Raw genomic sequence first — 22962 nt, 5'->3', positions numbered from 1 at the left:
GCGGCGACGGGGCTTGGCGGCGTGGAGCCGACGGTCCGACAAATGCGGCACACGGGGAAAGGGAGCGGGAACGACTCCGCGAAGAGGTCGGCCCGCGGGGGCCGGGCGCTCGGCTTTGTTCGGAGGAGCGTGTGCTGCGTGATCAGGATCGGTGTCGTCGGTGAGATGCGCTCCGAGCGGTGTCGTCGGCGCTTCCGAGGAGTTCCCGAAGCGGTTGCGCGGCGCGTTCCGGGAGGTCCCCGGGACCGGGGTCGTCGCCGCGGGGGAGGAGTGGTCCGGTGAAGTACGTCGTGGCCAGGTGGGAGGAGAGCCACCGCGGGTTCTGGACGGACCCCCGCGAATACCTGCGGCGGCTCGCCGAGTTCCGGGATCGACTCCCCGAGGGCGCGAGGAGGTTCGCGACGGATCCCGCGCACTACGACTTCCCCGGCGAGCGTTGTGTGAAGGACCTCCGGCTGTCGGAGATCGGGATGTCGGCGATGGACGTGGGGGCTTTGCGGCTCGTCTTCTCCCCGAACCCCTGGAAGCACGTCTCGGGACTCGTCGTCGAGTACACGGGCGTGCGTCGCGTCGACATCGTCGAGGACGAACATCCGTGGGACGAGGACGAGGGGTACGGCACCGTGCTCCTCGACGAGATCCTGCCGGTCGAGGGCGGCTGTTCCCACGAGTTCGCGCTGAGCGGTTCGTCGGTCAGGATCGAGTGCGCCGACCTCGACGCGAGGTGGCTCGAGCCCTCGGCGGAGCGTTGACGCCCGAGGGGAGCCGGTTCGCCCCCGCGAGCGCGTACGGGCGGGACGGTTCCACGGCGCCATGTGGGCGCGGCTGCCGTTCGGGGAGGGACTACGGGCCGAGGTGGGCAGGCCCGTACGGGTCCGGCGACCGCGCTCCGGCCCCTGCCGTCGCGGTGGCCGTGACGAGACGGCCGTGACCCGGCGCCGGTGGCCGTGACGAGACGGCCGGGGCGCGAGGTCAGTCGCGGGTGACGCGGGCCACCAGGTCGTGCCAGCCCGCCTCCAGGCGGTCCAGCGACATGCCGCGCCGCTCGGTGAGGTGGTGGAGGAGCGCGACGTCGAGGTAGCTCACGAGGGCCTCGGCGAGCAGTTCGGTGTCGCCGTCGACGCCGGCCTCCCGCAGCAGCGCGGTGACGTGGGCGATGCGGGCGTGGCGGGGGGCGAAGTCGAGGCGGCGGCACGCCTCCGGCTCGGCGGTCAGCAGCAGTTCCCGGTGGGCGGCCAGGTGCCTGAGCGTGGCCACGCCGAACGCCTCCAGGCGTCGCACGGGAGGCGCCCCGGGGCCCAGGGGCGGCGGGCCGGAGAGGAAGGACTCCTGGTAGAGGCGTTCGGAACGGTCCAGGAGGGCCATGATCAGGCCGGTGCGGTCGCCGAAGCGGCGGAAGACGGTGCCCTTGCCGACCGACGCGGCGGCGGCGACGGCCTCCATGGTCAGGCACTCGGCTCCGCGCTCGGCCACCAACCGGGCGGCGGCCTCCAGCAGGCGCGTCCGGTTGCGGGCCGCGTCCGCGCGCATGGGTGGCGTCTGACCGGCCATGGGCAGTGCCGGTCGGCCGGTCCGTTCGTCGTCGAGCGGCGCGGAGGGGGTCACAAGCTCACAGGGTACCGGCCGGGAAGAAAATGGACCACGGTCCGGTTATCGTGTTAGAAAGCCATACGGACCACGGTCCGCTTAGCTCTCGCCGGTCATCACGTTTGGAGATCACCCCCATGGCCGTTCGCATCCTGGGTCTCGTCGGCAGCCTCCGTGCCGGCTCGCACAACCGCCAGCTCGCCGAGGCCGCCGCCAAGCACGCCCCCGAGGGCGTCGAGCTCGCCGTCTACGAAGGGCTGGCCGAGGTCCCCTTCTACAACGAGGACCTCGACGTCGAGGGCTCGGTGCCCGAGGCCGCCGCCCGGCTGCGCGAGGCCGCCGGCGCCGCCGACGCGCTCCTGCTCTTCTCGCCCGAGTACAACGGGACCATGCCGGCCGTCCTGAAGAACGCGATCGACTGGCTGTCCCGCCCCTACGGCGCCGGTGCCGTGTCGGGCAAGCCGGTGGTCGTCGTCGGCACCGCCTTCGGCCAGTACGGCGGCGTGTGGGCGCAGGACGAGGCCCGCAAGGCCGTGGGCATCGCGGGCGGCACCGTCCTGGAGGACGTCAAGCTGTCCATCCCCAACTCGATCGGCCGCTTCTCCGAGACCCACCCGGCCGACGACGCCGAGGTCGTCGAGCAGGTCACCGAGGTCCTGAGGAAGCTCGCGGCGGCCGTGGAGCCGTCCGCGGCCTGACGCCCTCTCCCGTCGGGCTTCCCCGTCGGGGAGCGCGGAACACCGCACGGGGCCCTCTCCGAAACCGGAGAGGGCCCCGTGCCGTTCCGTCGTCCTGTGCCGTCCCGCTGTCGGACGCCGGTCAGACGACCTCGTAGTTGCGCATCATCTCGTGCTCCTCGTGCTCCAGGATGTGGCAGTGCCAGACGTAGACGCCGCGCTTGTCGAAGCACACCTTGATCCGGGTGACCCGGCCCGGCGGCGCCATCACGGTGTCCTTCGGGCACAGCTCGCCGGCGTCCGGCGGCTGGGCCGGGCCGACGCGGATGTCGGACAGCGCGCCGGTCTCCGGGTCCCGGGTGGCGGTGAAGGGAGCCCGGCCGAGGACCTGGAAGTGCGCCAGGTGGAGGTGGACCGGGTGGGTCTCGTAGGTGGTGTTGAACACCTCCCACACCTCGACGGTGCGCACCCGCGGGTTCTCGGTGATCGGATCGTCCCACCCCAGCGCGCCGTGCTCGACGGTGCCCAGGCGCGGCTTCGGCCTCCCGAACTCGTCCCTGCCGTCGAGCAGCAGCAGCCGGCGGGTCCGGGCCGGGGTCCCCGCGACCCGGTACGGCGCCCCGCGGAGCGCCTCGGGCAGCCGCGGCTCGGGGACCCTCCTGTCGTACGGCCGGTCGACGCGGAACTGCAGGACCTTGTCGGCGGGCGGAGCGACGGGCGCCCCCTTCGGGAAGGGCGTCGGGGCGTCGTTGGTCAGCTCGAGGACCGCCCCCCGGTGGTCCCGGAAGTCGACGACCAGGTCCACCCGTTCGCCGGGGGAGATCACCAGCGGCCCGTCGAGCCGGTGCGGCCGGTGGAGGAAGCCGTTGTCGGCGCCGATCTGGGTGACGGGGAACGGCCACCGCCCGTCCACCGACAGCCGGTAGAAGCGCGAGTTCGACCCGTTGAGGAGCCGCAGCCGGTACTGGCGGGGCTCCACCTCCAGGTACGGCCACGCCTTGCCGTTGACGGTGATCACCTGTCCGAAGAACTCGTGCCGGATCGACGGCCCGCCCGGCCACTCCGACGAGGTGTCGGGGATGTCGGGGTAGGCCAGCCGCCCGTCCGGGTGGAACGTCCGGTCCTGGATCATCAGCTCCAGCTCGTAGGGCCCGCCGGGCAGCCGGTGCTGCTCGATCAGCGCGAGTTCCCGGTCGTCGCGCAGGAGGTAGAACCCGGCCAGGCCGGCGTAGACGTTGAGCCGGGTGAGGCCCATCGTGTGGTCGTGGTACCAGAGGGCGGCGGCCTCCTGGTCGTTGTCGTAGCGGAACCGCGTCCCGGTGAAGCGCGGTCCGGTGGCGCCGCCGAGCGTGTACCACGCCTCCGGGTGGCCGTCGTCGTCCGGGCCGGTGTGTCCGCCGTGCAGGTGGACCACGGTGGGCACGCCGTGGTCGGCGATGGTGTGGTGGGTGTGGGAGTAGGCCCAGTGGATCGTGGTGTCCACCGGAAGCAGGTGCTCGAACGGCAGGGCGTTGGCCCAGTGGATCCGCACGGGCCTGTGCTTGCGGGCCACGATGGTGGGGCCGGGCCAGGTCACGGACGTGCCGCCGAGGCCCCCGGCCTGCCCGAAGCCCCACACCGGCGTCCTCGGTCCCGGCCCGCCGCCGAGGACGTCCTGCCAGGTCGGGCTCATGACGAGGGTCCGGTTCCCGCCGTTCGGCAGGTTGATGCGCGAGGGCCGCGGCAGTTCGTTCACGAACCGGGGGATGGCGTCGGGGTCGGCGATCGGGGTGAGGTGCAGCGGGTGGTCGACGGGGGGGAGTCCGCCGCCCGGTGTGGCCCGGGCGGGAGACGCGCCGGGGTGGGGGAGGAGCAGGGCGCCCCCCGTCAGTGACGTCGCCTGGAGGAACCGTCTTCTGTCCACAGCCTGTCTTCCCCTCGTGGTCGTGGATCGCTGGGCACTCCGTGATGATCCACGCAAGGGGGACAAGGATGTGCTGATTGGTCGGGCGAAAGGCGCTGAAAGAGCGACAAAGAGTGATAATTATTCCCAGTGCGCCAGGCTCCGAAACGCCCCCGGCCGGCGCCCCTCGGTCGACGGACGAGACGCGGGACGGACGAGGCGCGGAACGGACGAGACGGGGCCGGAGGCCGTACCTCCGCGCCCCGCGCCCGTGGCCGCGCGTCTCACGGCATCTGCTCGACGACCTCCAGGTTGACGAAGCGCGGCTCCTTGCTGCACAGGCTCCGGAACCGCTCGGCGACGCGCTGCGTCTCGGGCAGGTCGTTGTTCTTCATCGCCTGCTCGTAGGAGGGGAACTCCACGATGTCCACGTAGTGGGTGGGGTTCTCGCGGTCCTTGCCGTGCACCTCACGGGCGACGGTCCGCTTCCCCTCCGTCATCCGCGTCCACTCGTCCCACAGACGCATCATCTCCTCGTCGTGCGTGGTCTCGTACTCGATGATCTGTACGAACGTCATGGGGTGCTCCTCCCGCTGTGCCGTGGCGTACTGCCGGGCCATGGAGCCGGCGAAGTCGTGCACCACGACCGGTTCGTCGCCGACGATCCGGGCGTCGTGCCCCGGCGGGCACACGAACACGCCGCCGGGTCCGACCTCGGACTCCCGGTCGTCGTCCCTGCGGATGCGCGTCCGCCCCCGCACCGCGTAGCCGTCGTGGTGGACCCGGCGGCTGTCCGTCCCGGCGATCGGCCTCACCGACTCGGAGCGGCGCCGGCCGGGTTCGAACGTGGCCACGGCGAAGTCCAGCCCCGAGAGGTGGAGGGCGTCGAGGTGGCCACGGGGGAAGTCGCGCCGCTCGTCCGGCTTGCCGATGGTCGCGACTTCCCACATGGCCGAACCTCCGTTTCGCGCCATATGTCCATGATGCGCTCTCGGGGCGGTGAGCGGACAGGGCATCCCCACTCGCCGGGTTCCGTCCCCGCCGCGGCGACCGCCTGACGGACCGTCCCCCTCGGGGCGCGGAGCCGCCGCCGGGCGGGAGGGGCGGGAGGGACGGGAGGGGCGCACCCCCGCCGGCACGTCGACGGCGCACGCCCGCGCGGCGGCCCGCGACCGGCGGGCCCGGCGTCACAGCGCGTCCAGCGCCATGAGCAGCTTGAGGTCGGCGGTCAGCAGCCGGCCCGCCCGCCGGTGCTCCGGGCGGTCGGGGACGGTCACCTTCACCCCGGGCCGATCGCCCCGCACCACGGTCACCTCCGACCCCCGGTAGCGGTCGGCCTCCTCCTCGACGACCTCCTCCAGCGCCTCGGCGGCCCGCTCGGCGGTCCTCTCGTCCTCCAGCGGCGCGCAGATCACCCCGGAGGTCCCGCCGGGCGCCCCGGCGACCTGTCCGATCGCGACGAGCGAGACGGTCTCCCCGTCGCCCCGGTGGGTGATGTCCGCCCGGTAGACCTTCCCCAGACAGTCGCTCAGCCACCGGTACTCGGGGTCCTCCGCGAGGGAGCCCTCGCGGTCGGCGTCGACCCGGTCCAGGTCCTCCGCCCGCCTTCCGTACGCGATCTCCCGGTCCGACACCTCCAGGAACAGATCCGGCCCCGGCCGCTCCTCGTCCGGCGCCACCAGCACGGTGCGGCCGTCCCGCTCGCGCTGCCGGTACCCGTCGGCCTTCAACTCCGAGACGGTCCTCTCCGCGTCGAAGGAGCCCAGGAGCAGCCCGGTCCGGTACCCCAGGAGCAGGGACAGGTCCACGTCCGCCGGATCGAACCCGTGGTCCCCGGGCGCCTGGTACGGCGGGTTGAGCACCGGGCTTCCCAGCGGATCGGTGAAGCCGAACCACTTCGGATCGTCCTCGTACAGCTTCCGGAACTCGGCGCTGTTCGTGAAGGCGATGGTCCCGGCCGTCTCGCTCCCGGGGGCCGCGTGCGCCAGGGCGGTCAGCAGCCCCGACGGGTCCTTCTCCGCCGCCTCCGGGGAGTCGGGGGAGGAACAGCCCGACACCAGCAGCGCCGCGCACACGGCGCCCACCGCCGCGGTCGATGTCCGGGGACGTCGGACGGAGCGCACCCCGCGCGGGGAGGAGGGCGGACGGGCGGTGGCGTCGGAACGTTCGATCTTCGGCATGGCGGGACGCTACTGCACGCCGACGCCCCGTGGACCCGCGACGGCGCGACGGCCGCCAGACTGGTCGCTGCGCCACCGACCCGTCGCACCGACCGGAGGGACCCACCGTGACCGGTCGGAAGGAACGCATGCTCGCCGGGGAGCTCTACATCGCCGACGATCCCGAGCCGGCCGCCGACCTCCAGCGCGCGGCCGAGCTGAGCGAGCGGTTCAACACCTTCCCGGCCGCCGATCCCCCGGGGGCGGCGGGCGGTGCTCGCCGAACTGCTGGGCGAGCTGGGGGAGGGCGCGGAGGTCCGGCCGCCGCTGTACGTCGACTACGGCCACCGGATCACCATCGGGCCCGGCACGTTCGTCAACTTCGGCGCGGTCATGCTCGACGTCGCCCGGATCGCCATCGGCGCCGACGTCCAGATCGGCCCGAACGTCCAACTCCTCACCCCGACCCACCCGGTCGACCCCGAGAAGCGCCGCGCCAAGTGGGAGGCGGCGGAGCCGATCACCATCGGCGACAACGTGTGGCTCGGGGGCGGCGTCGTCGTCCGTTCCGGTGTGACGATCGGCGAGAACACCGTCGTCGGCGCCGGGGCCGTCGTCACCCGGGACCTGCCCGCGAACGTCGTCGCGGTGGGCAACCCCGCCCGTGTCGTCCGCGAGATCCGGCCCGACCGAGAGGGCGAGTGAGGAGCCGTCCGCGGAGGAGCGACCCTCCTCCGCGGACGGCCGGCCCTCAGACCGTCTCCCGCCGCTCCACCGCGAGGGGCGCGGGCACGGGGTCGGGGGAGGGCACGGGGTCGGGGGAGGGCCGGGAGGCGGTGCGGGGACGGAGGTCGGGCAGCAGGGTGGCGAGGCCCAGGACGGCCAGCGCGGCTCCCAGCCACAGCGGCGATCGCAGCCCGAAGGCGTCGACGAGGAGGCCGCCGACGGAGGACCCGATGATGATCCCGAGGGTGATGAAGGAGCCGTGGACGGTGTTGACCAGCGGTCGGGCGTTGCCGGTGCGCTGGACACGGGTGGCCATGGCGGGGTTCATGGTGACGCCCACCAGTCCGATGCCCAGCATCAGGACCACGGCGGGCAGGGGCGCGTGGGCCAGCAGGGCGAGGCCCGTGAGGAAGAGGGCGTTGAGGGCCAGACCGGCGACCTGGACGCCCACGGTGTGACGGTCGGCGAGGCGTCCGACGACGGTGTTGCCGACCACGGTGGCCGCGCCGTAGGCGACGAGCAGCAGGGGGACGGTGCCGGTGTCGAAGCCGGTGACCTCGGTGAGGATCGGGTTGAAGTAGCTGAAGGCGGAGAAGGTCGCGCCGATGATCAGGGTGCTGGTGGAGAGCACCAGCCACAGCCGGGGGTTGGCGAAGACCCGCACCTCCTGCCGGAGGCTCCCGCCGTCGCCCTCCGCGCGCTCCGGACGCGGCACGCCGACCACGGTGGCGAGCGCGGCGACGGCGGCCAGGGCGGTGACGGCCCAGAAGGCCGCGCGCCAGCCCAGCCGGTCGCCGATCAGCGTGGCGGCCGGCAGCCCGAGCAGGGTGCCGAGCGTCAGACCGTTCATGACGACCGCCACGGCCCGGCCGCGGGCGTCCTCGCGGGTGAGTCGGGCGCACAGGGAGACGGCGAGGCCGAAGAAGGCCTGGGAGGCGGTTCCGGTGACGACGCGCGCCACCACCATCACGCCGTAGGTCGACGCGGTGGCGGCCAGGACGTTGCCCGCGGCGAAGAGGGCGAACAGCAGCAGCAGCGCGGCTCTGGGGGGCATCCTCAGCGTGGCCACGGTCAGGAGCGGACCTCCGACGGCCATGGCCACCGCGAACACGGTGATCAGATAGCCGATTTGCGGGATGGTCGCGTCCAGGCCCGCCGCCAGTTGCGGCATCAGCCCGGCGACCAGGAACTCGCTGGTCACCATGGTGAATACGCCCAGGGCCAGGAGGTACACCGCACGGGGCATGAATCGTTCCTCCGTTTTGGACTGATCGGTTCAGAATTTGGGTACGGTCGAGACGGGGGTGCGGTCGAGCGGGCTCCGGCGGGGACGGGGTTCGTGCTCAGGCGGCGAGTGCGTCCAAGGTCGTCGCCGCGATGGCCTCCAGGGTGGCGCGGTCGGCACCGCCCTGGGCCGACACCCGCATGCCGCCGATCACGGCGTTGAGGAACCGGGCGAGCGCGTCCGCGTCCCGCTCGGAGGCGATGTCCCCGCCGCGCTGACCGGCGGAGATCACGGCCCGGAACGCCGCCAGCCGCCGGGCCAGGTCGCGCTCCAGCAGTCGGGTGACGTCGGGATCGCGACCGGACAGCTCCACCGTGGTGTTGACGGTCAGGCATCCGATGGCGCGCCCGTCGCTCCGGTTCTCGATCTCGCCGTCGACGATCAGGTCGAGCAGGGTGCGGAGCCGTTCGAGGGGAGGGCTGCTCTCGTCCTCCAGCACCGCCACCTGGGTGCCGGTCATGGTGTCGACGTAGTGCTCGAGCGACCGCAGGAACAGGTCGCGCTTGCTGGTGAAGGTGTTGTAGATGCTGCTGCGGCCCAGTCCGGTGGCCTCGCACAGGTCCTGGGTGGAGGTGCTCTCGTAGCCCTTCTCCCAGAAGGTGCGCATCGCCGCGTCCAGTGCCCGCGCCTCGTCGAACTCCCTCGGTCGCGCCATGGCGGGAGCGTAGCAGTTTTGGAACAGGCGATCCAATACCGTCGGGGCGACTGCCCGCGGGCGGATGCCTACGGCACGGGTCGGCCGCCCGGAAGCGGCGCGGGGGGTTGCGCTCCGCGGCGGCCCGCGGCCCAGTCGCGGAGTTCGGTCGTCGCCACCGCCTCGATCTCCTCCAGCAGGCGCTGCCGCGCGGCCTCGTCCCGCTCGTCCTCGGGGACGAGCCGGTAGCGCCGGATCGCCAGGTGCAGTCTCGACCATGCCTCCGCGGCCAGGACGTGGCGTTCCGCGTGGTTGAAGACCTGGCGGAAGCCGCCGATGAAGACCGTCGCCCCGGCCGTGACGGCCGTGACGGCGGCGGGTGCCTGAAGACCCGCGGCCACCACGGTGGCGGCCCCGGTGAGCAGGGCGCTCAACTCGACCGTCCAGTGCCAACGGCGGGAGCGATCCCGCGTCCGCGCGTACCAGGCCAGATCCGCGAGGGCGTGTTCCAGCAGGGGGTCGCCGTCCGCCTGCGATTCCGCGGGCGCTGTCCGTCTCCGTATCGACACGTGACCATGCTGCCCGAACCCGGTCGGCGCCGGGCGGGGAATTCGTGGACGGGGCGGGAGTCGCCCGCGGCCGGACGCGGGCGCCGGAGAAGGGTCGGGGGAAGGTCGGAGAAGGGGCGGAGAGAGGCGGAGGCGGGAGCGCGGCGGGAAGTCGCCCCCGCAGCCGGTCTTGTCATGTTCGCGGGATGCTCGTAGAGTCCGCCGCGCAGTGATGGGAGCGCTCCCAGAGCCTCCCTTCCCCCCGCTCCTGCGAAAGGACATCATGAGGCTCACCGCACGTCTCCTCCGCCGAGTGCGCTCGGCCGTGCCGGCCCTGGCGCTGGTCGTGGGCTCCCTGACGGCCGTGGCCGGTACGGCGTCGCCCGCCCACGCGGACGAGCTGATCTGCAGTCAGTACGGGACCACCACCGTCCAGGGCCGGTACGTGGTGCAGAACAACCGCTGGGGCACCAGTGCCACCCAGTGCATCAACGTGACGAGCACCGGCTTCCGGATCACCCAGGCCGACGGGTCCGTCCCCACCAACGGGGCGCCCAAGTCGTACCCGTCGATCTACAACGGCTGCCACTACACCAACTGCTCCCCGGGCACCAACCTGCCGCTGCGGATCGACTCGATCGGCAGCGCGCCCAGCAGCATCTCGTACACCTACGTCGACAACGCCGTCTACAACGCCTCCTACGACATCTGGCTGGACCCGACGCCCAAGCGGGACGGGGTGAACCAGACCGAGATCATGATCTGGCTGAACCGCGTGGGCCCGATCCAGCCCATCGGCTCGCGGGTCGGCACGGCCACCGTCGGCGGCCGCACCTGGGAGGTGTGGACCGGCAGCAACGGCTCCAACAACGTCATCTCCTTCGTCGCCCCGTCGGCCCTCCGCAGCCTGAGCTTCGACGTGATGGACTTCGTCGACGAGACGGTCGCGCGCGGCATGGCCCAGCGCTCGTGGTACCTGACCAGCGTCCAGGCCGGGTTCGAGCCCTGGCAGGGCGGCGCCGGCCTCGCCGTCGACTCCTTCTCCTCGTCCGTCAACACCGGGAGCGGGAACGACGGGGGCGGGAACGAGCCGCCCACGGGCGGGCAGCCCGGCGCCTGTGAGGTGACGTACACCGCCAACTCCTGGTCGAACGGCTTCACCGCCGAGACCACCGTCACCAACACCGGCTCCACCGCGATCGACGGCTGGGAGCTGAGCTTCCCCCTGCCCGGCGGACAGTCGATCACCAACGCCTGGAACGCGACGGTCTCCACCGCCGGCGGCACGGTGACGGCCCGTCCCACGGACCACAACCGCACCATCGCGCCCGGCGCGAGCCGGTCCTTCGGCTTCCAGGGCACCCACTCGGGAGGCGCCTTCGCCGAGCCGACCCGGTTCACGCTCAACGGAACCGCCTGCACGGTGAAGTGATCCTCCGTACGGCGGGCCGGCCCGCCGTACGGACGGAGAGGGGTCCGGGCCCGACGCCGACGGCGGGGCGGCCCGGACCCCTCCGCGCCCCGGGAGCCCGGAGGGCGGGACGGCGGGGCGCGGCCCCCGCTCCGCGTCCCGACCGCGTCGACCGTTACCCCAGCCGGGCGGCCACCTCGGCGCGCAGTTGGGGCAGCATGTCCTGGAACACCCCCGGGCACAGGGTGCTGTTGAAGTCCTTGTGGCCGTGGATCCGACTCGCCGGAATGCCGTACCGCGCGCACACGTACGCGCACAGGACCACCAGGACGTCCCACTGCGCCCGCGGCGGCACCGCGCCCGCGTGGTAGGAGCCCTCGTTGGCGATGCCGACGGTCTGGTAGTTCTGCCCGGAGGTGTGGGCGCCGAGCACGAAGGAGCCTCCGCCGTACAGGGTCCGCAGGCTGTCGTGCCGCCCCTCGGTGATCCAGCCGCCCCGGCTGACGAGGAAGTGGTACCCGGTGTCGATCCACCTGTTGCCGTCCATGTGGAGGTTCTGGACCCAGCGGGCGTGGGCGTGCGCCTGGGCGCGGGAGAAGTCGGAGGTGTTCGTGCTCACCGTGTGGTGGACGACGATCCCGCTCGGTCTGTACCCCAGGACGGTGATGTCGCCCTGGGGCGGTCGGGCGTTCCACTGTCGGGTGTCGTCGATGTCCGGTTCGACGACGCTCGGGGTCCTGGCCCTGGCGGTGCCCGGCAGGGCGCCGGCGGTGATCAGGCCGGCCGTGCCGGCGAGCAGGAGGCGGCGACGGAGCGATTTCTCGCCGTTCACGATCACTCCTCGAAGAGTGCGCTGGTGTGGGGGGTGAGGGGGGAGCCGACGATCGCGGGCTCCTCCTGTGATCTTGCGCCGTGGGGGGTTCGAAGAGCGTCCGTGAGGAATCCACGGCGTGTTGTCGGCGAGGGCCGTGCGGGTGGGGCGGAAGCCGGTGATCCGGGCGCGCGTCCGGGTGCCGGCCGGGCCGTGGCGCCTCGCTCCGCGCGGACCGTGCTCGACGGTCGGGGCGCCCGGAGGGCCGTGTTGTCGCGCGACCGGACGCCGCCGTCGGTGGCGGGGCGGTTCGCCCGGCCGGCGCTGTCGGAGGTGTCGGGCCGGAGCCCTCGTGGACGGGTGCGCCGGGCCCCCGAACGGCGGTCGACGGGGGCCGGTCGGGCGGAGTCCGGCGCCCTACGCCGTGGCGATCCGCGCGTAGCGCCCGGCGATCCGCAGGTCGGCCTCCAGCGCCGCGGCCGCCTCCAGCAGCGGCGGCAGCAGCTCCGCGCGGGACCGCTCGGCCGGGGCGCGTCCGCTGTGGGTGGAGACGTTGACGGCGGCGATCACCCGTCCGGTGCCGTCGCGCACCGGCGCGGCGATCGACCGCAGCCCCTCCTCCAACTCGTCGTCCACCTGGGCGTACCCCTGCCGGTCCACCTCCGCCAGGATCTCGGCCAGCCGCTCCCGCGAGGTGACGGTGTGTCGGGTCAGGGGCGCGAGCTCCAGGCGGGCGAGACGCTCGGACCGCTCCGGCTCGGGCAGCCCGGCCAGCAGGACCCGGCCCATGGAGGTCGCGTGGGCCGGGAAGCGGGTGCCGACGGTGATGTTGACGCTCATGATGCGCACGGTCGGGACGCGCGCGACGTACTGGATCTCGTCGCCGCTCAGCACGCACATCGACGCCGACTCGTGGACGCGTCCCACCAGCGCCTCCAGGTGCGGCCCGGCCATCTGGGACAGCGTCAGGCCGGACAGCGGGGTGAAGCCGAGTTCCAGGACGCGGGGCGTGAGACGGAAGAGGCGTCCGGTGCCCACCACGTACCCCAGGTGCTCCAGGGTGATCAGCGAACGCCGGGCGGTGGCGCGGGGGAGACCGGTGGCCTCGGCGACGGCGGTGAGGGGCAGCCCGTCGTACCCGCGGCCGAGGGCGGTCAGCACCGACAGGCCGCGGGCCAGTGACTGGACGAACTCCGGCCCGATCTCCCGCTTGGACTCCCGCAGCCGGGAGGCGGGGGTCTCCCCGACGGGAGGAGCCGCGGGCGGCGGGGCCTGGAGGGCGTCCTCCATGGCGGCCACGGTCTTCCGCAGCCGGGGGAGCACCGCGTCGGCCAGCGAGGCGGCGCTGTGCCGGCTGGTGTGGCTGACCACGCTCACCCCGCACACCTGCCGCCCGGACGGGCCCCGGACGGGGACGGCGACGGCGACCAGACCGGGCTCGATCATCTGGTCGTCCAGTGCCCAGCCGTGTTCCCGGGCGGCGGCCGTGCGCTCGGCGAACGTCGCGTGGGCGGTGCCGTACCCCGGCGGCACCACCGGGAAGCCGGTGTCGAGCGGGTCCGCCTCGCGGCGCAGCCGCCACCTCTCCCAGTCCTCCTCCGTCCAGTCGGCGGCGAACAGCGCGCCTCCCGCGACGCGCTCGGCGGGCAGCAGGTCGCCGATGCGGAAGGTGAGCGACATCGCCCGGCGCCGAGTGGCCTGGTGCACGAAGCGCACGCCGTCCAGGTCGGGGACGGCGATGGAGACGGACTCGTCGAGTTCGTCGGCCAACGCGTCGGCGAGCGGGCCGAGTTCGTCGGGCAGCCGCGAGGACGCCAGATAGGCGTTGCCCAGCTCCATCAGGCGCGGGGCGAGGACCGCGTCCCGGCCCTCCAGGCGCAGGTGGCCGATGTGCTCCAGGGTGCTGAGCACCCGGTCCACGGTGGCGCGCGCCAGCCGGGTGGTCCGCGCCAGCTCGCTGACGGGCTGCCTGCCGCCGGCCGCGGCCAGCGCGCGCAGCACCGTCAGGCCGCGGATCAGCGGGCCGAGGGCCTCGGGGGGCGCGGATTCGGTGCGGGGAGCGGCCGAAGGAGAGGTCATGCGGGACTCCAGCGGGGTGGGCGTGCGTCGAAACCGTACCTGCTCAAGGCGTTGACAGCCTCGCCAACCGGGGGCAAACTCAGCCGCGGAGTGATTTTGAACTAAAGTTCACTCAGCGAACAACGGTGACGGCCGGGCCGTCCCCCGGAGAGGAAACAGGCGAGGATGGACAAGGTGGTCCCGTCGGCCGCGGAGGCGGTGGCCGACATCCGCGACGGCGCGTCGCTGGCGGTGGGCGGCTTCGGGCTCTGCGGCGTGCCGAACGCGCTGATCCAGGCGGTGTACGACGCCGGCGTCGGCGAGCTGTCCGTGGTGTCCAACAACTGCGGCGCGATGGAGTCGGGGCTGGCGATCCTGCTGGCCGCGCACCGCATCCGCCGGGTGACCGGCTCCTACATCGGCGCGAACAAGGAGTTCGCCCGCCAGTACCTGGCCGGGGAGATCGAGGTGGAGATGATCCCCCAGGGCACCCTGGCGGAGCGGCTCCGGGCCGGCGGGGCCGGCATCCCGGCCTTCTACACCCCGGCCGGGGTGGGCACCCAGGTCGCCGACGGCGGCCTGCCCTGGCGGTACGACGGCGCCGGCGGGGTGGCCGTGGCCTCCCCGCCCAAGGAGGTCCGCGAGTTCGACGGCGTGGAGTACGTGCTGGAGCACGGTATCCGCACCGACTTCGCCCTGGTCCGCGCGGCGAGGGGCGACCGGCACGGCAACCTCGTCTTCGCCAGATCGGCCCGGAACTTCAACCCCCTGGCGGCCATGGCGGGCCGGATCACCATCGCCGAGGTGGAGGAACTGGTCGAGCCGGGCGAGCTGGACCCGGACGCGGTGCACCTGCCGGGCGTCTTCGTCCAGCGCGTGGTCGTCCTCGCTCCCGAGCAGGCCGCCGACAAGAAGATCGAGAAGAGGACGGTGCGCGCCTGATGGCCTGGTCCAAGGAGGAGATGGCCGCCCGCGCGGCCCGCGAGCTGGAGAACGGCTCCTACGTCAACCTCGGCATCGGCCTGCCCACGCTGATCCCCAACCATCTGCCCGACGGGGTCGAGGTGGTGCTGGAGTCGGAGAACGGCATCCTCGGCGTGGGCCCCTACCCGAGCGAGGACGAGGTCGACCCCGATCTGATCAACGCGGGCAAGGAGACGGTCACCGTCCTGCCCGGCGCGAGCTTCTTCGACTCCGCGCTGTCGTTCGCGATGATCCGCGGCGGGCACATCGACGTGGCGGTGCTGGGGGCGATGCAGGTCTCCGCCCGCGGCGACCTGGCCAACTGGGCCGTCCCCGGCAAGATGATCACCGGGATCGGCGGGGCGATGGATCTGGTGCACGGCGCGCGGCGGGTGCTGGTGGTGATGACGCACACCGCCAAGGACGGCGGTCCGAAGCTGGTGGAGGAGTGCACCCTGCCGTTGACCGGGCGGGAGTGCGTGGATCGGATCGTCACCGATCTGGGGGTGTTCGACGTCACCGAGGGCGGATTGGTGCTGGTGGAGACCGCGCCCGGGGTCGGCGTCGAGGAGATCCGGAAGAAGACCGCCGCCGAGGTCCACGTCCTGGAGGGGACCCTGTCATGAGCCTGCGCGACGTGTACGTCGTGGACGCCGTCCGCACCCCCGTCGGCAAGTACGGCGGCGCCCTCTCCCGCGTCCGCCCCGACGACCTGGCCGCCCACACCATCCGGGCGCTCCTCGACCGCACCCCCGAGCTGGACCCGGCCCGGATCGGCGACGTCTACTACGGCAACGCCAACGGCGCCGGCGAGGAGAACCGCAACGTGGGCCGCATGGCCGCGCTGCTGGCCGGCCTCCCGGTCACCGTGCCCGGCGTGACCGTCAACCGGCTGTGCGCCTCCGGCCTGGAGGCCGTCGTCCAGGCCGCCCGCGCCATCGCGCTCGGCGACGCCTCCGTCGTCGTCGCCGGCGGCGTGGAGTCGATGTCCCGCGCCCCGTACGTGCTGCCCAAGAGCGACCGGCCGTTCCCCGCGGGCCACACCGAGCTGTACTCCACCACCCTGGGCTGGCGCATGGTCAACCCCCGGATGGCACCGGAGTGGACGGTGCCGCTCGGCGAGGGCGCCGAGCTGATCGCCGACAAGCACGAGATCACCCGCGAGCGGCAGGACGAGTTCGCCCTCGCCTCCCACCGCAAGGCCGCCCGCGCGTGGCAGGACGGCCTCTACGACGCCGAGGTCGTGCCCGTCGACGGCGTGGACCTGGCACGGGACGAGGCCATCCGCGACAACACCTCCCTGGAGGCCCTGGCCAAGCTCAAGCCGTCCTTCCGCAAGGACGGCGGCACGGTCACCGCGGGCAACGCCTCACCGCTCAACGACGGCGCCGCCGCCCTGCTCCTCACCGACGAGGACGGCCTGAAGGCCACCGGCCGCGAACCCCTGGCCCGCATCGGCGCGAGCGCGGTCACCGCCATCGAGCCCCGGTACTTCGGCCTCGGCCCGGTGGAGGCCGTCCGCCGGGCGCTGACGAAGGCGGGCAAGGGCTTCGACGACCTGTCGGTCCTGGAGCTGAACGAGGCCTTCGCCGCCCAGGTGCTGGGCTGCCTGGCCGAGTGGCCCGAGCTGGACCCGGCCGTCGTCAACCCGCGCGGCGGGGCCATCGCCATCGGCCACCCGCTGGGCGCCTCCGGCGCCCGTCTGGCCGGGGCCGTGGCCCACCAGCTCGCCGCCGCGGGCTCCGGCACCGGCGTCGCCACCCTGTGCATCGGCGTCGGGCAGGGCCTGGCGCTGGTGCTGGAACGGTGACCCGCCCCCGCCGCCCCCTCCGGCCGGCCCGGTCCGCACCCGAGCCGCGCGCCGGCCACCGCACCGCATCCCCGAGGACCCAGCCATGACCCCAGACGCCGCGACCCCGCGTCCCCTCACCCAGGACGACATCAGCCGCGAGATCGCCGAGCAGCGCGAGGCGTACGCCGAGCGGCTCGCGGACGGCGCCCCCGCCGAGGACCACCCCCGCCGCGACTACGCCCCCTACCGCAGCAGCGTGCTGCGCCACCCCACCCGGCCGCTGGTCTCCGTCGACGACCCCGAGGCCGCCGAACTGAGCGGACCGGTCTTCGGGCACACCGACGTCACCGCCCTCGACCACGACCTCACCCGGCAGCACCAGGGCGAGCCCCTCGGCGAGCGCATCCGCGTCACCGGCCGCGTCCTGGACCGCGCCGGCCGCCCCGTCCGCGGCCAGCTCGTGGAGGTCTGGCAGGCCAACGCCTCCGGCCGCTACGCCCACCAGCGCGACGACCACCCGGCCCCGCTCGACCCCAACTTCACCGGCGTCGGCCGGTGCCTGACCAACGACCGGGGCGAGTACGAGTTCGTCACCATCAAGCCCGGCGCCTACCCCTGGCGCAACCACACCAACGCCTGGCGCCCGGCGCACATCCACTTCTCGCTGTTCGGCACGGCGTTCACCCAGCGGCTCGTCACGCAGATGTACTTTCCCGGTGATCCGCTCTTCCCCTACGACCCGATCCTGCAGTCGGTGACCGACGACTCCGCGCGCCAAAGACTCGTCGCCACGTACGACCACGACCTGTCCACCCCCGAATGGTCGCTCGGCTACCGCTGGGACATCGTCCTGGACGGACCGGCCGCCACCTGGATCGAAGAGGGCCGCTGACCATGTCCCTGCCTCCCACCCCCTCGCAGACCGTCGGCCCGTTCTACGGCTACGCCCTGCCCTTCCCGGACGGGGAGAACGTCGCGCCGGCCGGTCGGCCCGACACCCTCACCGTCCACGGGTACGTGTACGACGGCGCGGGCGATCCCGTCCCCGACGCCCTGCTGGAGTTCTGGCAGCCCGCCCCCGACGGCTCCCGCTCCGGAGCCCCCGGCTCGCTCCGCCGCGACCCCGTCACCGGCGGCTTCCTGGGCCGCAACGGCGTGGACTTCACCGGCTTCGGCCGGGTCCCCACCGACGCCGACGGCCACTACGCGCTGCGCACCCTGCCGCCGGGCGGCGTGCCCTACCTGTCGGTGATCGTCTTCGCCCGCGGCCTGATGCGCCACCTCCACACCCGCGTCTACCTGCCCGACGCGCCCGGCACCGACACCGACCCGCTGCTCGCCGCCCTGGAACCCGACCGCCGGGCCACGCTGCTGGCCACCCCCGAGCGGGATCGCGTGCTCCGCTTCGACATCCGGCTGCAGGGCGACGGGACGCACGAGGAGACGGTCTTCCTTGCCTTCGAGTGACCAGTGGGCCGTCCCCCCGGCCGACGCCTTCGCCGACACCGGCCTGCTCTCCCCGGGCCGGGCGGGATCGGCCGTGGAGGAGGCCACGGGCGACACGGCGTACCTGCGCGGGATGCTCGACGCCGAGGCGGCGCTGACCCGGGCCCAGGCCGCGGTGGGGCTGGCCCCCGCCGCGGCGGCCGAGGCGGTCACCGCCGCCGCGGCGGAGTACGGCCGGCGCGGCGGTACCGCCGCCCGCGACCTGGCCCTGCGCGCCCGCTCCGGCGGCAACCCCGTCATCCCGCTCGTCGCCGAGCTGACCGCCGCCGTCGCCGAGCGCGCCCCGGACGCCGCCCCCTACGTCCACCGCGGCGCCACCAGCCAGGACATCGTGGACACCGCCGCGATGCTGGTCGCCTCCCGGGCGCTGGCACCGGTCCTCGCCGACCTGGACGCCACGGCCGTCGCCCTGGCCGACCTCGCGGCCCGGCACCGCGACACGCCGATGCCCGGCCGCACCCTCGCCCAGCACGCGGTGCCCACCACCTTCGGCCTGAAGGCGGCGGGCTGGCGCTCGCTCGTGCTGGACGCCCGCGACCGCCTCGCCGCCGTCCGCGCCGCGCTCCCCGCCCAACTCGGCGGCGCGGCGGGCACCCTGGCCGCCTTCGGCGCCTACGCGGAGGCCGACGGCAGCCGGATGTCCGACGGACTCGCGGCCCGTCTGACGGCCGCGTACGCCGCCGAGACCGGACTGGCCGAACCCGTCCTGCCCTGGCACACCCTGCGCACCCCGATCGCCGACCTCGCCGGGGCCCTCGCCTTCGCCGCCGGGGCGCTCGGCAAGCTCGCCGCCGACGTCCTGGTGCTGTCCCGCACCGACACCGCGGAGGTCGCCGAGGGCCGTGGCGGCGGCTCCTCCGCCATGCCGCACAAGGCCAACCCCGTGCGGGCCACGCTGATCGCCGCGGCGGCCCGCCAGGTGCCGGCGCTCGCCTCCGTCCTGTACGCGTCGCTCGCCGCCGAGGACGAACGGCCCGCCGGCGCCTGGCACGCCGAGTGGCAGCCGCTGCGCGAGTGCCTGCGCCTGACCGGGGGAGCCGCCCGCGACGCGGCCGAACTCGTCGCGGGCCTGCGGGTGAACCCGCGCCGCATGGCGGAGAACCTGGCCGCCGGCGGCGGCCTCGTCGTCACCGAGCGCCTCGCGGCCGTCCTGGCCGCCGAGATCGGCCGGAGTCGGGCCCGGCAGGCCCTCGACCGCGTCTCGCGCCGCGCCGTGGAGGAGGGCATCGGCCTCGAACGGGCCCTCGCGGAGGAGCCCGCCGTCACCGACGCGCTGCCCGCCGAGCGCCTGCGCGACCTCGCGGACCCGGCCGCGTACACCGGCTTCGCCGGCGCCCTGGTGGACCGCGCCCTCGCCCGCCCCGGCGGCGACCGCGGCGGTGAACACGGCGGCGAACACGGCGGCGAGCAGAACGAGAACCGGAACGAGGAGGGGACCCCATGACCACCCCAGCGGACGGGCGGCGCACACCGCACCACCGGATCGACGGCGCCACGAGCGCGCCCGTGCTGATCCTCGGCCCCTCCCTGGGCACCTCCCTGCGCCTGTGGGACCCCCAGGTCCCCGCCCTGGCACGGAACCACCGGGTGATCCGCTGGGACCTGCCCGGACACGGCGACTCGCCCGCCGACCTGATCGGCGCGGGCGCGGACATCGCCGACCTGGCACGGCTGGTGCTGAACCTCGCCGACGACCTCGGCGTCGAGCGGTTCGCCTACGCGGGCGTCTCCATCGGCGGAGCCGTCGGCACCTGGCTCGCCGTCCACCACCCCGACCGCGTCGCCTCCCTCGCCGTCGTCTGCTCCTCCGCCCGCTTCGGCGAGCCGGAGGCGTGGCGGGAGAGGGCCGCGCGAGTGCGCGCCGAGGGCACCGCGCCGGTGGCGGACGCCACCCCGGCCCGCTGGTTCACCCCCGCCTTCCGGGACGCCCCCGCCGCCAAGGCCCTGGTGGACGACCTGCGCGCCGCCGACCCCGAGGCGTACGCCGCCTGCTGCGACGCGCTGGCCGCCTACGACCTCCGCGCCGACCTGCCGCGCGTCACCGCGCCCACCCTGGTGGTCGCCGGCCGCGAGGACCCGGCCACCCCGCCGGCCCACGCCCGCGAACTCGCCGACAACATCCCCGGCGCGAGCCTCACCGAGGTCGCCGGCGCCTCCCACCTGGCGAACGTCGAGCGGCCCGGCCCCGTCCTGGCGGCCCTGCTCGGCCACCTCACGCCCTTGTACGCCTCCGCCGGCGACTCCGACGACGCGACCCGGCGCACCGCCGGAACGGCCGTGCGCCGCGCCGTCCTCGGCGACGCCCACGTCGACCGTGCCGCCGCCCGGGCCAACGCCTTCACCGAGGTGTTCCAGGACTTCATCACCCGCTACGCGTGGGGCGAGATCTGGACCCGTCCGGGTCTGAGCCGCGCCACCCGCAGCTGTGTCACGCTCACCGCGCTGACCGCCCGCGGCCACCACGAGGAACTGGCCCTGCACGTGCGCGCCGCGCTGCGCAACGGCCTGTCCCCGCAGGAGATCCGGGAAGTGCTGCTCCAGACGGCCGTCTACTGCGGAGTGCCCGCCGCGAACACCGCGTTCGCCATCGCCGACCGCGTCCTGCGAGAGGCGGGAGAAGAGGAAGAGGAGAGCCGCTGATGCGCACCACCGTCGGCATCATCGGCGGCGGCCCGGCCGGGCTGCTGCTGGCCCGTCTGCTGCACAACGCCGGGATCGACTGCGTGGTCCTGGAGAGCCGCGACCGCGCCTACGTCGAACGGCGGCAGCGCGCCGGGATCCTCGAACAGGGCACCGTCGACGTGCTGCGGGAGTGCGGCGCCGCCGACCGCCTGGAGCGCGAGGGCCTGGTCCACGACGGCATCGAGCTGAGCTGGAACCGGCGCCGCCACCGGATCGACCTCCCCGCCCTCACCGGTGGCCGCCGGGTGTGGGTGTACGCCCAGACCGAGGTCGTCAAGGACCTGATCGCCCTCCAGCTCGAGGAGGGCGCCCCGCTGCACTTCGAGGCCCGGGCCCTCGCGGTGGAGGGCGCCGAGGGCGACCGGCCCGTCATCCGCTACACCCACCGGGGGAGCGAGCGGACGCTGACCTGCGACTGGGTGGTGGGCTGCGACGGCTTCCACGGCGTCGCCCGCGCCGCCGTGCCCGAGGGGGTGAGGAGGACCTACGAGCGGGTCTACCCCTACAGCTGGCTGGGGATCCTCGCCGACGTCCCGCCCTCCAACGACGAGCTGGTCTACGCCCACTCGCCGCGCGGGTTCGCCCTGCTGAGCATGCGCTCCCCCCGGGTGAGCCGCCTGTACCTCCAGGTGCCCAACGGCACCGACCCGGCCGACTGGCCGGACGAGCGGATCTGGGACGAACTCGACGCCCGGTTCGCCGTCGACGGCGACTGGAAGCTGGCGCGCGGCCCCATCACGCAGAAGTCCGTGCTGCCGATGCGCAGCTTCGTCACCGAGCCGATGCGCCACGGACGGCTCCTGCTGGCCGGGGACGCCGCGCACATCGTGCCGCCCACCGGCGCCAAGGGGCTCAACCTGGCCGCCGCCGACGTCACGGTCCTGGCCCGCGCCTTCGAGCACCACCGGCGGACCGGCTCCACCGAACTGCTCGACGCCTACTCCGACACCTGCCTGCGCCGGATCTGGCGTGCCGAGCACTTCTCGTACTTCATGACCACCACCCTCCACACCGACCCGGACCAGAGCGACTTCGACACCCGCCTGCAGATCTCCCAGCTCGACCGCATCGCCGCGTCCCCCCACGCCGCGGCCGAACTCGCCGAGAACTACGCGGGTCTGCCCATCGGCTGACCATCGGCCGCTCGTCCGGCCGCGCGGACACCCCCGGAACCCCGCACCCCCGGTGCGGGGTTCCGGCACGTCGCGGGGCACCACCCGGTCACCGGACCGAAAAGGAGTGTTCACAGCATTGACATGAAAGCGCTTGCTCTCTAAGTTCGGGGCGCTGCAGCACTTCACTCATGCGAAAGCGCATACCCCCCACGACAGTGAAGAGGAGCATCGTGGCATTCACCGACAACCGGCGGCGCGCGGCCAAGGCCGGCACCGTCCTTCTCTCGGCCTTAGCCCTGGCCCTCCCCGCCGCGGTGGCGAGCGGGACCTCCGCCACGGCGGCCTCCTGGCCCTCGCCGACCGGCCAGCAGGCCGTGAGCAGCACGATCAAGGTGAGCGGCACCAGGGACGGCGGCATGGTCCGCTACTACGGCAGCGGAGACCTCGGCTCCGGCGGCCAGGACGAGGACCAGGGGCCGCTCTTCGAACTGGCCGACGGCGCCGTGCTCAAGAACGTGATCCTGGGCGCCCCCGCCGCCGACGGCATCCACTGCAAGGGCACCTGCACGCTGCAGAACGTCTGGTGGGAGGACGTCGGCGAGGACGCGGCCACCTTCAAGGGCACGTCCGCCTCCCAGACGATGACCATCGACGGCGGCGGCGCCCGCAAGGCGTCCGACAAGGTGTTCCAGCACAACGGCCCCGGCCGCATGGTGATCAGGAACTTCCAGGTCGAGGACTTCGGGAAGCTCTACCGGTCCTGCGGCAACTGCAGCAAGCAGTACCAGCGCCACGTGGTGATCGAGAACGTCACCGTCACCGCCCCCGGCAAGTCGCTGGCCGGCATCAACTCCAACTACGGGGACACCGCCCGGTTGACGAGGGTCACGATCGTCGGCGACTCCAGCCGCAAGATCGTGCCCTGCGAGCGGTACAAGGGCGTCACCAGCGGCGAGCCCACCAAGATCGGAAGCGGCCCGGACGGCGTGAACTGCCTGTACACCGCCTCCGACATCACCTACAGGTGATGCGCGCCTCCGAGTGATCCACGGCCCGCGGACGCCTCGCGTCCGCGGGCCTGTCCGTCGCCCCGGGTCCGCTTCCCCTGTCGCGCCAACGTTGCCGA

20 protein-coding genes and 2 pseudogenes are annotated in these 22962 nt (G+C 73.7%); 13 read left to right on the top strand and 9 right to left on the bottom strand.

Annotated elements, in window-relative coordinates:
* Positions 1–278: 278 nt before the first annotated feature.
* A complete protein-coding gene (locus tag ABD335_RS01395) occupies positions 279–752 on the top strand; it encodes a hypothetical protein (protein ID WP_344320126.1) in 474 nt (157 codons plus the stop codon).
* 220 nt (positions 753–972) lie between these two features.
* Here the strand turns inward: ABD335_RS01395 and ABD335_RS01390 are convergent, their stop codons facing one another.
* On the bottom strand, positions 973–1551 hold the full coding sequence (locus ABD335_RS01390; protein WP_344320287.1) for a TetR/AcrR family transcriptional regulator: 579 nt from the start codon (positions 1549–1551) through the stop codon (positions 973–975).
* Positions 1552–1724: 173 nt separating this feature from the next.
* Between ABD335_RS01390 and ABD335_RS01385 the strand changes: the two genes are divergently transcribed.
* Entirely contained in the window at positions 1725–2285 is a 561-nt protein-coding gene (locus tag ABD335_RS01385) for an NAD(P)H-dependent oxidoreductase (RefSeq protein WP_344320125.1), read from the top strand.
* Between the two features lie 121 nt (positions 2286–2406).
* Here ABD335_RS01385 and ABD335_RS01380 read toward each other — a convergent pair whose 3' ends face one another.
* The 3 genes and pseudogenes from ABD335_RS01380 to ABD335_RS01370 form a co-directional block, all read right to left on the bottom strand.
* Complete coding sequence (locus ABD335_RS01380) at positions 2407–4167, bottom strand: multicopper oxidase family protein (protein ID WP_344320124.1); 1761 nt, start codon at positions 4165–4167, stop codon at positions 2407–2409.
* 575 nt (positions 4168–4742) lie between these two features.
* Positions 4743–5096 (bottom strand): annotated as a pseudogene (locus ABD335_RS01375) (cupin domain-containing protein); the annotation flags it as partial.
* Between the two features lie 237 nt (positions 5097–5333).
* The gene (locus tag ABD335_RS01370) at positions 5334–6326 is read right to left on the bottom strand and encodes a hypothetical protein (protein ID WP_344320123.1); all 993 of its coding nucleotides are present in this window, start codon (positions 6324–6326) and stop codon (positions 5334–5336) included.
* Between the two features lie 128 nt (positions 6327–6454).
* Between ABD335_RS01370 and ABD335_RS01365 the strand changes: the two are divergent.
* Positions 6455–7010: pseudogene (locus ABD335_RS01365) on the top strand (sugar O-acetyltransferase).
* Positions 7011–7056: 46 nt separating this feature from the next.
* On the opposite strand, the gene ABD335_RS01360 reads toward ABD335_RS01365, so the two are convergent.
* The 3 genes from ABD335_RS01360 to ABD335_RS01350 all read right to left on the bottom strand — a co-directional run bounded on the left by ABD335_RS01360 (position 7057) and on the right by ABD335_RS01350 (position 9519).
* On the bottom strand, positions 7057–8277 hold the full coding sequence (locus ABD335_RS01360; RefSeq protein ID WP_344320122.1) for an MFS transporter: 1221 nt from the start codon (positions 8275–8277) through the stop codon (positions 7057–7059).
* 97 nt (positions 8278–8374) lie between these two features.
* On the bottom strand, positions 8375–8971 hold the full coding sequence (locus ABD335_RS01355; RefSeq protein ID WP_344320121.1) for a TetR/AcrR family transcriptional regulator: 597 nt from the start codon (positions 8969–8971) through the stop codon (positions 8375–8377).
* Positions 8972–9039: 68 nt separating this feature from the next.
* Positions 9040–9519, bottom strand: coding sequence for an SLATT domain-containing protein (locus ABD335_RS01350; protein WP_344320120.1), 480 nt, complete (start codon positions 9517–9519; stop codon positions 9040–9042).
* 262 nt (positions 9520–9781) lie between these two features.
* Here ABD335_RS01350 and ABD335_RS01345 point away from each other — a divergent pair, with 262 nt between their 5' ends.
* A complete protein-coding gene (locus ABD335_RS01345) occupies positions 9782–10930 on the top strand; it encodes a glycoside hydrolase family 12 protein (RefSeq protein ID WP_344320119.1) in 1149 nt (382 codons plus the stop codon).
* Between the two features lie 154 nt (positions 10931–11084).
* On the opposite strand, the gene ABD335_RS01340 is transcribed toward ABD335_RS01345, so the two are convergent.
* Complete coding sequence (locus ABD335_RS01340) at positions 11085–11741, bottom strand: peptidoglycan recognition protein family protein (protein WP_344320118.1); 657 nt, start codon at positions 11739–11741, stop codon at positions 11085–11087.
* Between the two features lie 396 nt (positions 11742–12137).
* Positions 12138–13799: an IclR family transcriptional regulator domain-containing protein gene (locus tag ABD335_RS01335; protein ID WP_344320117.1), complete on the bottom strand. Its 1662-nt coding sequence runs from the start codon at positions 13797–13799 to the stop codon at positions 12138–12140.
* A 165-nt stretch (positions 13800–13964) separates the two neighbouring features.
* On the opposite strand from ABD335_RS01335, the gene ABD335_RS01330 reads away from it, so the two are divergent.
* From ABD335_RS01330 to ABD335_RS01290, 9 genes are all read left to right on the top strand, one after another.
* Positions 13965–14720, top strand: coding sequence for a CoA transferase subunit A (locus tag ABD335_RS01330; RefSeq protein WP_344320116.1), 756 nt, complete (start codon positions 13965–13967; stop codon positions 14718–14720).
* Complete coding sequence (locus ABD335_RS01325; protein WP_344320115.1) at positions 14720–15367, top strand: CoA transferase subunit B; 648 nt, start codon at positions 14720–14722, stop codon at positions 15365–15367. The genes ABD335_RS01330 and ABD335_RS01325 overlap by 1 nt, the downstream gene beginning before the upstream one ends.
* Positions 15364–16551, top strand: coding sequence for a thiolase family protein (locus ABD335_RS01320; RefSeq protein ID WP_344320114.1), 1188 nt, complete (start codon positions 15364–15366; stop codon positions 16549–16551). Before ABD335_RS01325 ends, ABD335_RS01320 begins: the two co-directional genes overlap by 4 nt.
* 85 nt (positions 16552–16636) lie before the next feature.
* The gene (pcaH, locus tag ABD335_RS01315; protein ID WP_344320113.1) at positions 16637–17425 is read left to right on the top strand and encodes a protocatechuate 3,4-dioxygenase subunit beta; all 789 of its coding nucleotides are present in this window, start codon (positions 16637–16639) and stop codon (positions 17423–17425) included.
* A gap of 2 nt (positions 17426–17427) precedes the next feature.
* Positions 17428–18000, top strand: a complete 573-nt coding sequence (gene pcaG, locus ABD335_RS01310) for a protocatechuate 3,4-dioxygenase subunit alpha (protein ID WP_344320112.1) — start codon at positions 17428–17430, stop codon at positions 17998–18000.
* Entirely contained in the window at positions 17987–19483 is a 1497-nt protein-coding gene (pcaB, locus tag ABD335_RS01305) for a 3-carboxy-cis,cis-muconate cycloisomerase (RefSeq protein WP_344320111.1), read from the top strand. The genes pcaG and pcaB overlap by 14 nt, the downstream gene beginning before the upstream one ends.
* Entirely contained in the window at positions 19480–20679 is a 1200-nt protein-coding gene (pcaDC, locus tag ABD335_RS01300; RefSeq protein WP_344320110.1) for a bifunctional 3-oxoadipate enol-lactonase/4-carboxymuconolactone decarboxylase PcaDC, read from the top strand. The genes pcaB and pcaDC overlap by 4 nt, the downstream gene beginning before the upstream one ends.
* A complete protein-coding gene (locus ABD335_RS01295) occupies positions 20679–21854 on the top strand; it encodes a 4-hydroxybenzoate 3-monooxygenase (protein ID WP_344320109.1) in 1176 nt (391 codons plus the stop codon). Before pcaDC ends, ABD335_RS01295 begins: the two co-directional genes overlap by 1 nt.
* Before the next feature lie 170 nt (positions 21855–22024).
* Positions 22025–22864 (top strand): pectate lyase, encoded by an 840-nt coding sequence (locus ABD335_RS01290; RefSeq protein ID WP_425583515.1) that lies wholly within the window; start codon positions 22025–22027, stop codon positions 22862–22864.
* Positions 22865–22962 lie beyond the last annotated feature (98 nt).

This window comes from Streptomyces macrosporus (genome assembly GCF_039533145.1).
Lineage (GTDB): Bacteria > Actinomycetota > Actinomycetes > Streptomycetales > Streptomycetaceae > Streptomyces > Streptomyces macrosporus.
The sequence above is the reverse complement of the archived record's forward strand: the minus strand, read 5'-3'. Positions and strand labels throughout refer to the sequence as shown.

Bases quoted from the DNA above. Each gene is read 5' to 3' on its own strand.
- ABD335_RS01390 (WP_344320287.1), bottom strand. From the start codon at position 1,551: ATGGCCGGTCAGACGCCACCCATGCGCGCGGACGCGGCCCGCAACCGG.
- ABD335_RS01385 (WP_344320125.1), top strand. From the start codon at position 1,725: ATGGCCGTTCGCATCCTGGGTCTCGTCGGCAGCCTCCGTGCCGGCTCG.
- ABD335_RS01370 (WP_344320123.1), bottom strand. From the start codon at position 6,326: ATGCCGAAGATCGAACGTTCCGACGCCACCGCCCGTCCGCCCTCCTCC.
- ABD335_RS01360 (WP_344320122.1), bottom strand. From the start codon at position 8,277: ATGCCCCGTGCGGTGTACCTCCTGGCCCTGGGCGTATTCACCATGGTG.
- ABD335_RS01355 (WP_344320121.1), bottom strand. From the start codon at position 8,971: ATGGCGCGACCGAGGGAGTTCGACGAGGCGCGGGCACTGGACGCGGCG.
- ABD335_RS01345 (WP_344320119.1), top strand. From the start codon at position 9,782: ATGAGGCTCACCGCACGTCTCCTCCGCCGAGTGCGCTCGGCCGTGCCG.
- ABD335_RS01335 (WP_344320117.1), bottom strand. From the start codon at position 13,799: ATGACCTCTCCTTCGGCCGCTCCCCGCACCGAATCCGCGCCCCCCGAG.
- ABD335_RS01330 (WP_344320116.1), top strand. From the start codon at position 13,965: ATGGACAAGGTGGTCCCGTCGGCCGCGGAGGCGGTGGCCGACATCCGC.
- ABD335_RS01325 (WP_344320115.1), top strand. From the start codon at position 14,720: ATGGCCTGGTCCAAGGAGGAGATGGCCGCCCGCGCGGCCCGCGAGCTG.
- ABD335_RS01320 (WP_344320114.1), top strand. From the start codon at position 15,364: ATGAGCCTGCGCGACGTGTACGTCGTGGACGCCGTCCGCACCCCCGTC.
- pcaH (WP_344320113.1), top strand. From the start codon at position 16,637: ATGACCCCAGACGCCGCGACCCCGCGTCCCCTCACCCAGGACGACATC.
- pcaG (WP_344320112.1), top strand. From the start codon at position 17,428: ATGTCCCTGCCTCCCACCCCCTCGCAGACCGTCGGCCCGTTCTACGGC.
- pcaDC (WP_344320110.1), top strand. From the start codon at position 19,480: ATGACCACCCCAGCGGACGGGCGGCGCACACCGCACCACCGGATCGAC.
- ABD335_RS01295 (WP_344320109.1), top strand. From the start codon at position 20,679: ATGCGCACCACCGTCGGCATCATCGGCGGCGGCCCGGCCGGGCTGCTG.
- ABD335_RS01290 (WP_425583515.1), top strand. From the start codon at position 22,025: ATGCGAAAGCGCATACCCCCCACGACAGTGAAGAGGAGCATCGTGGCA.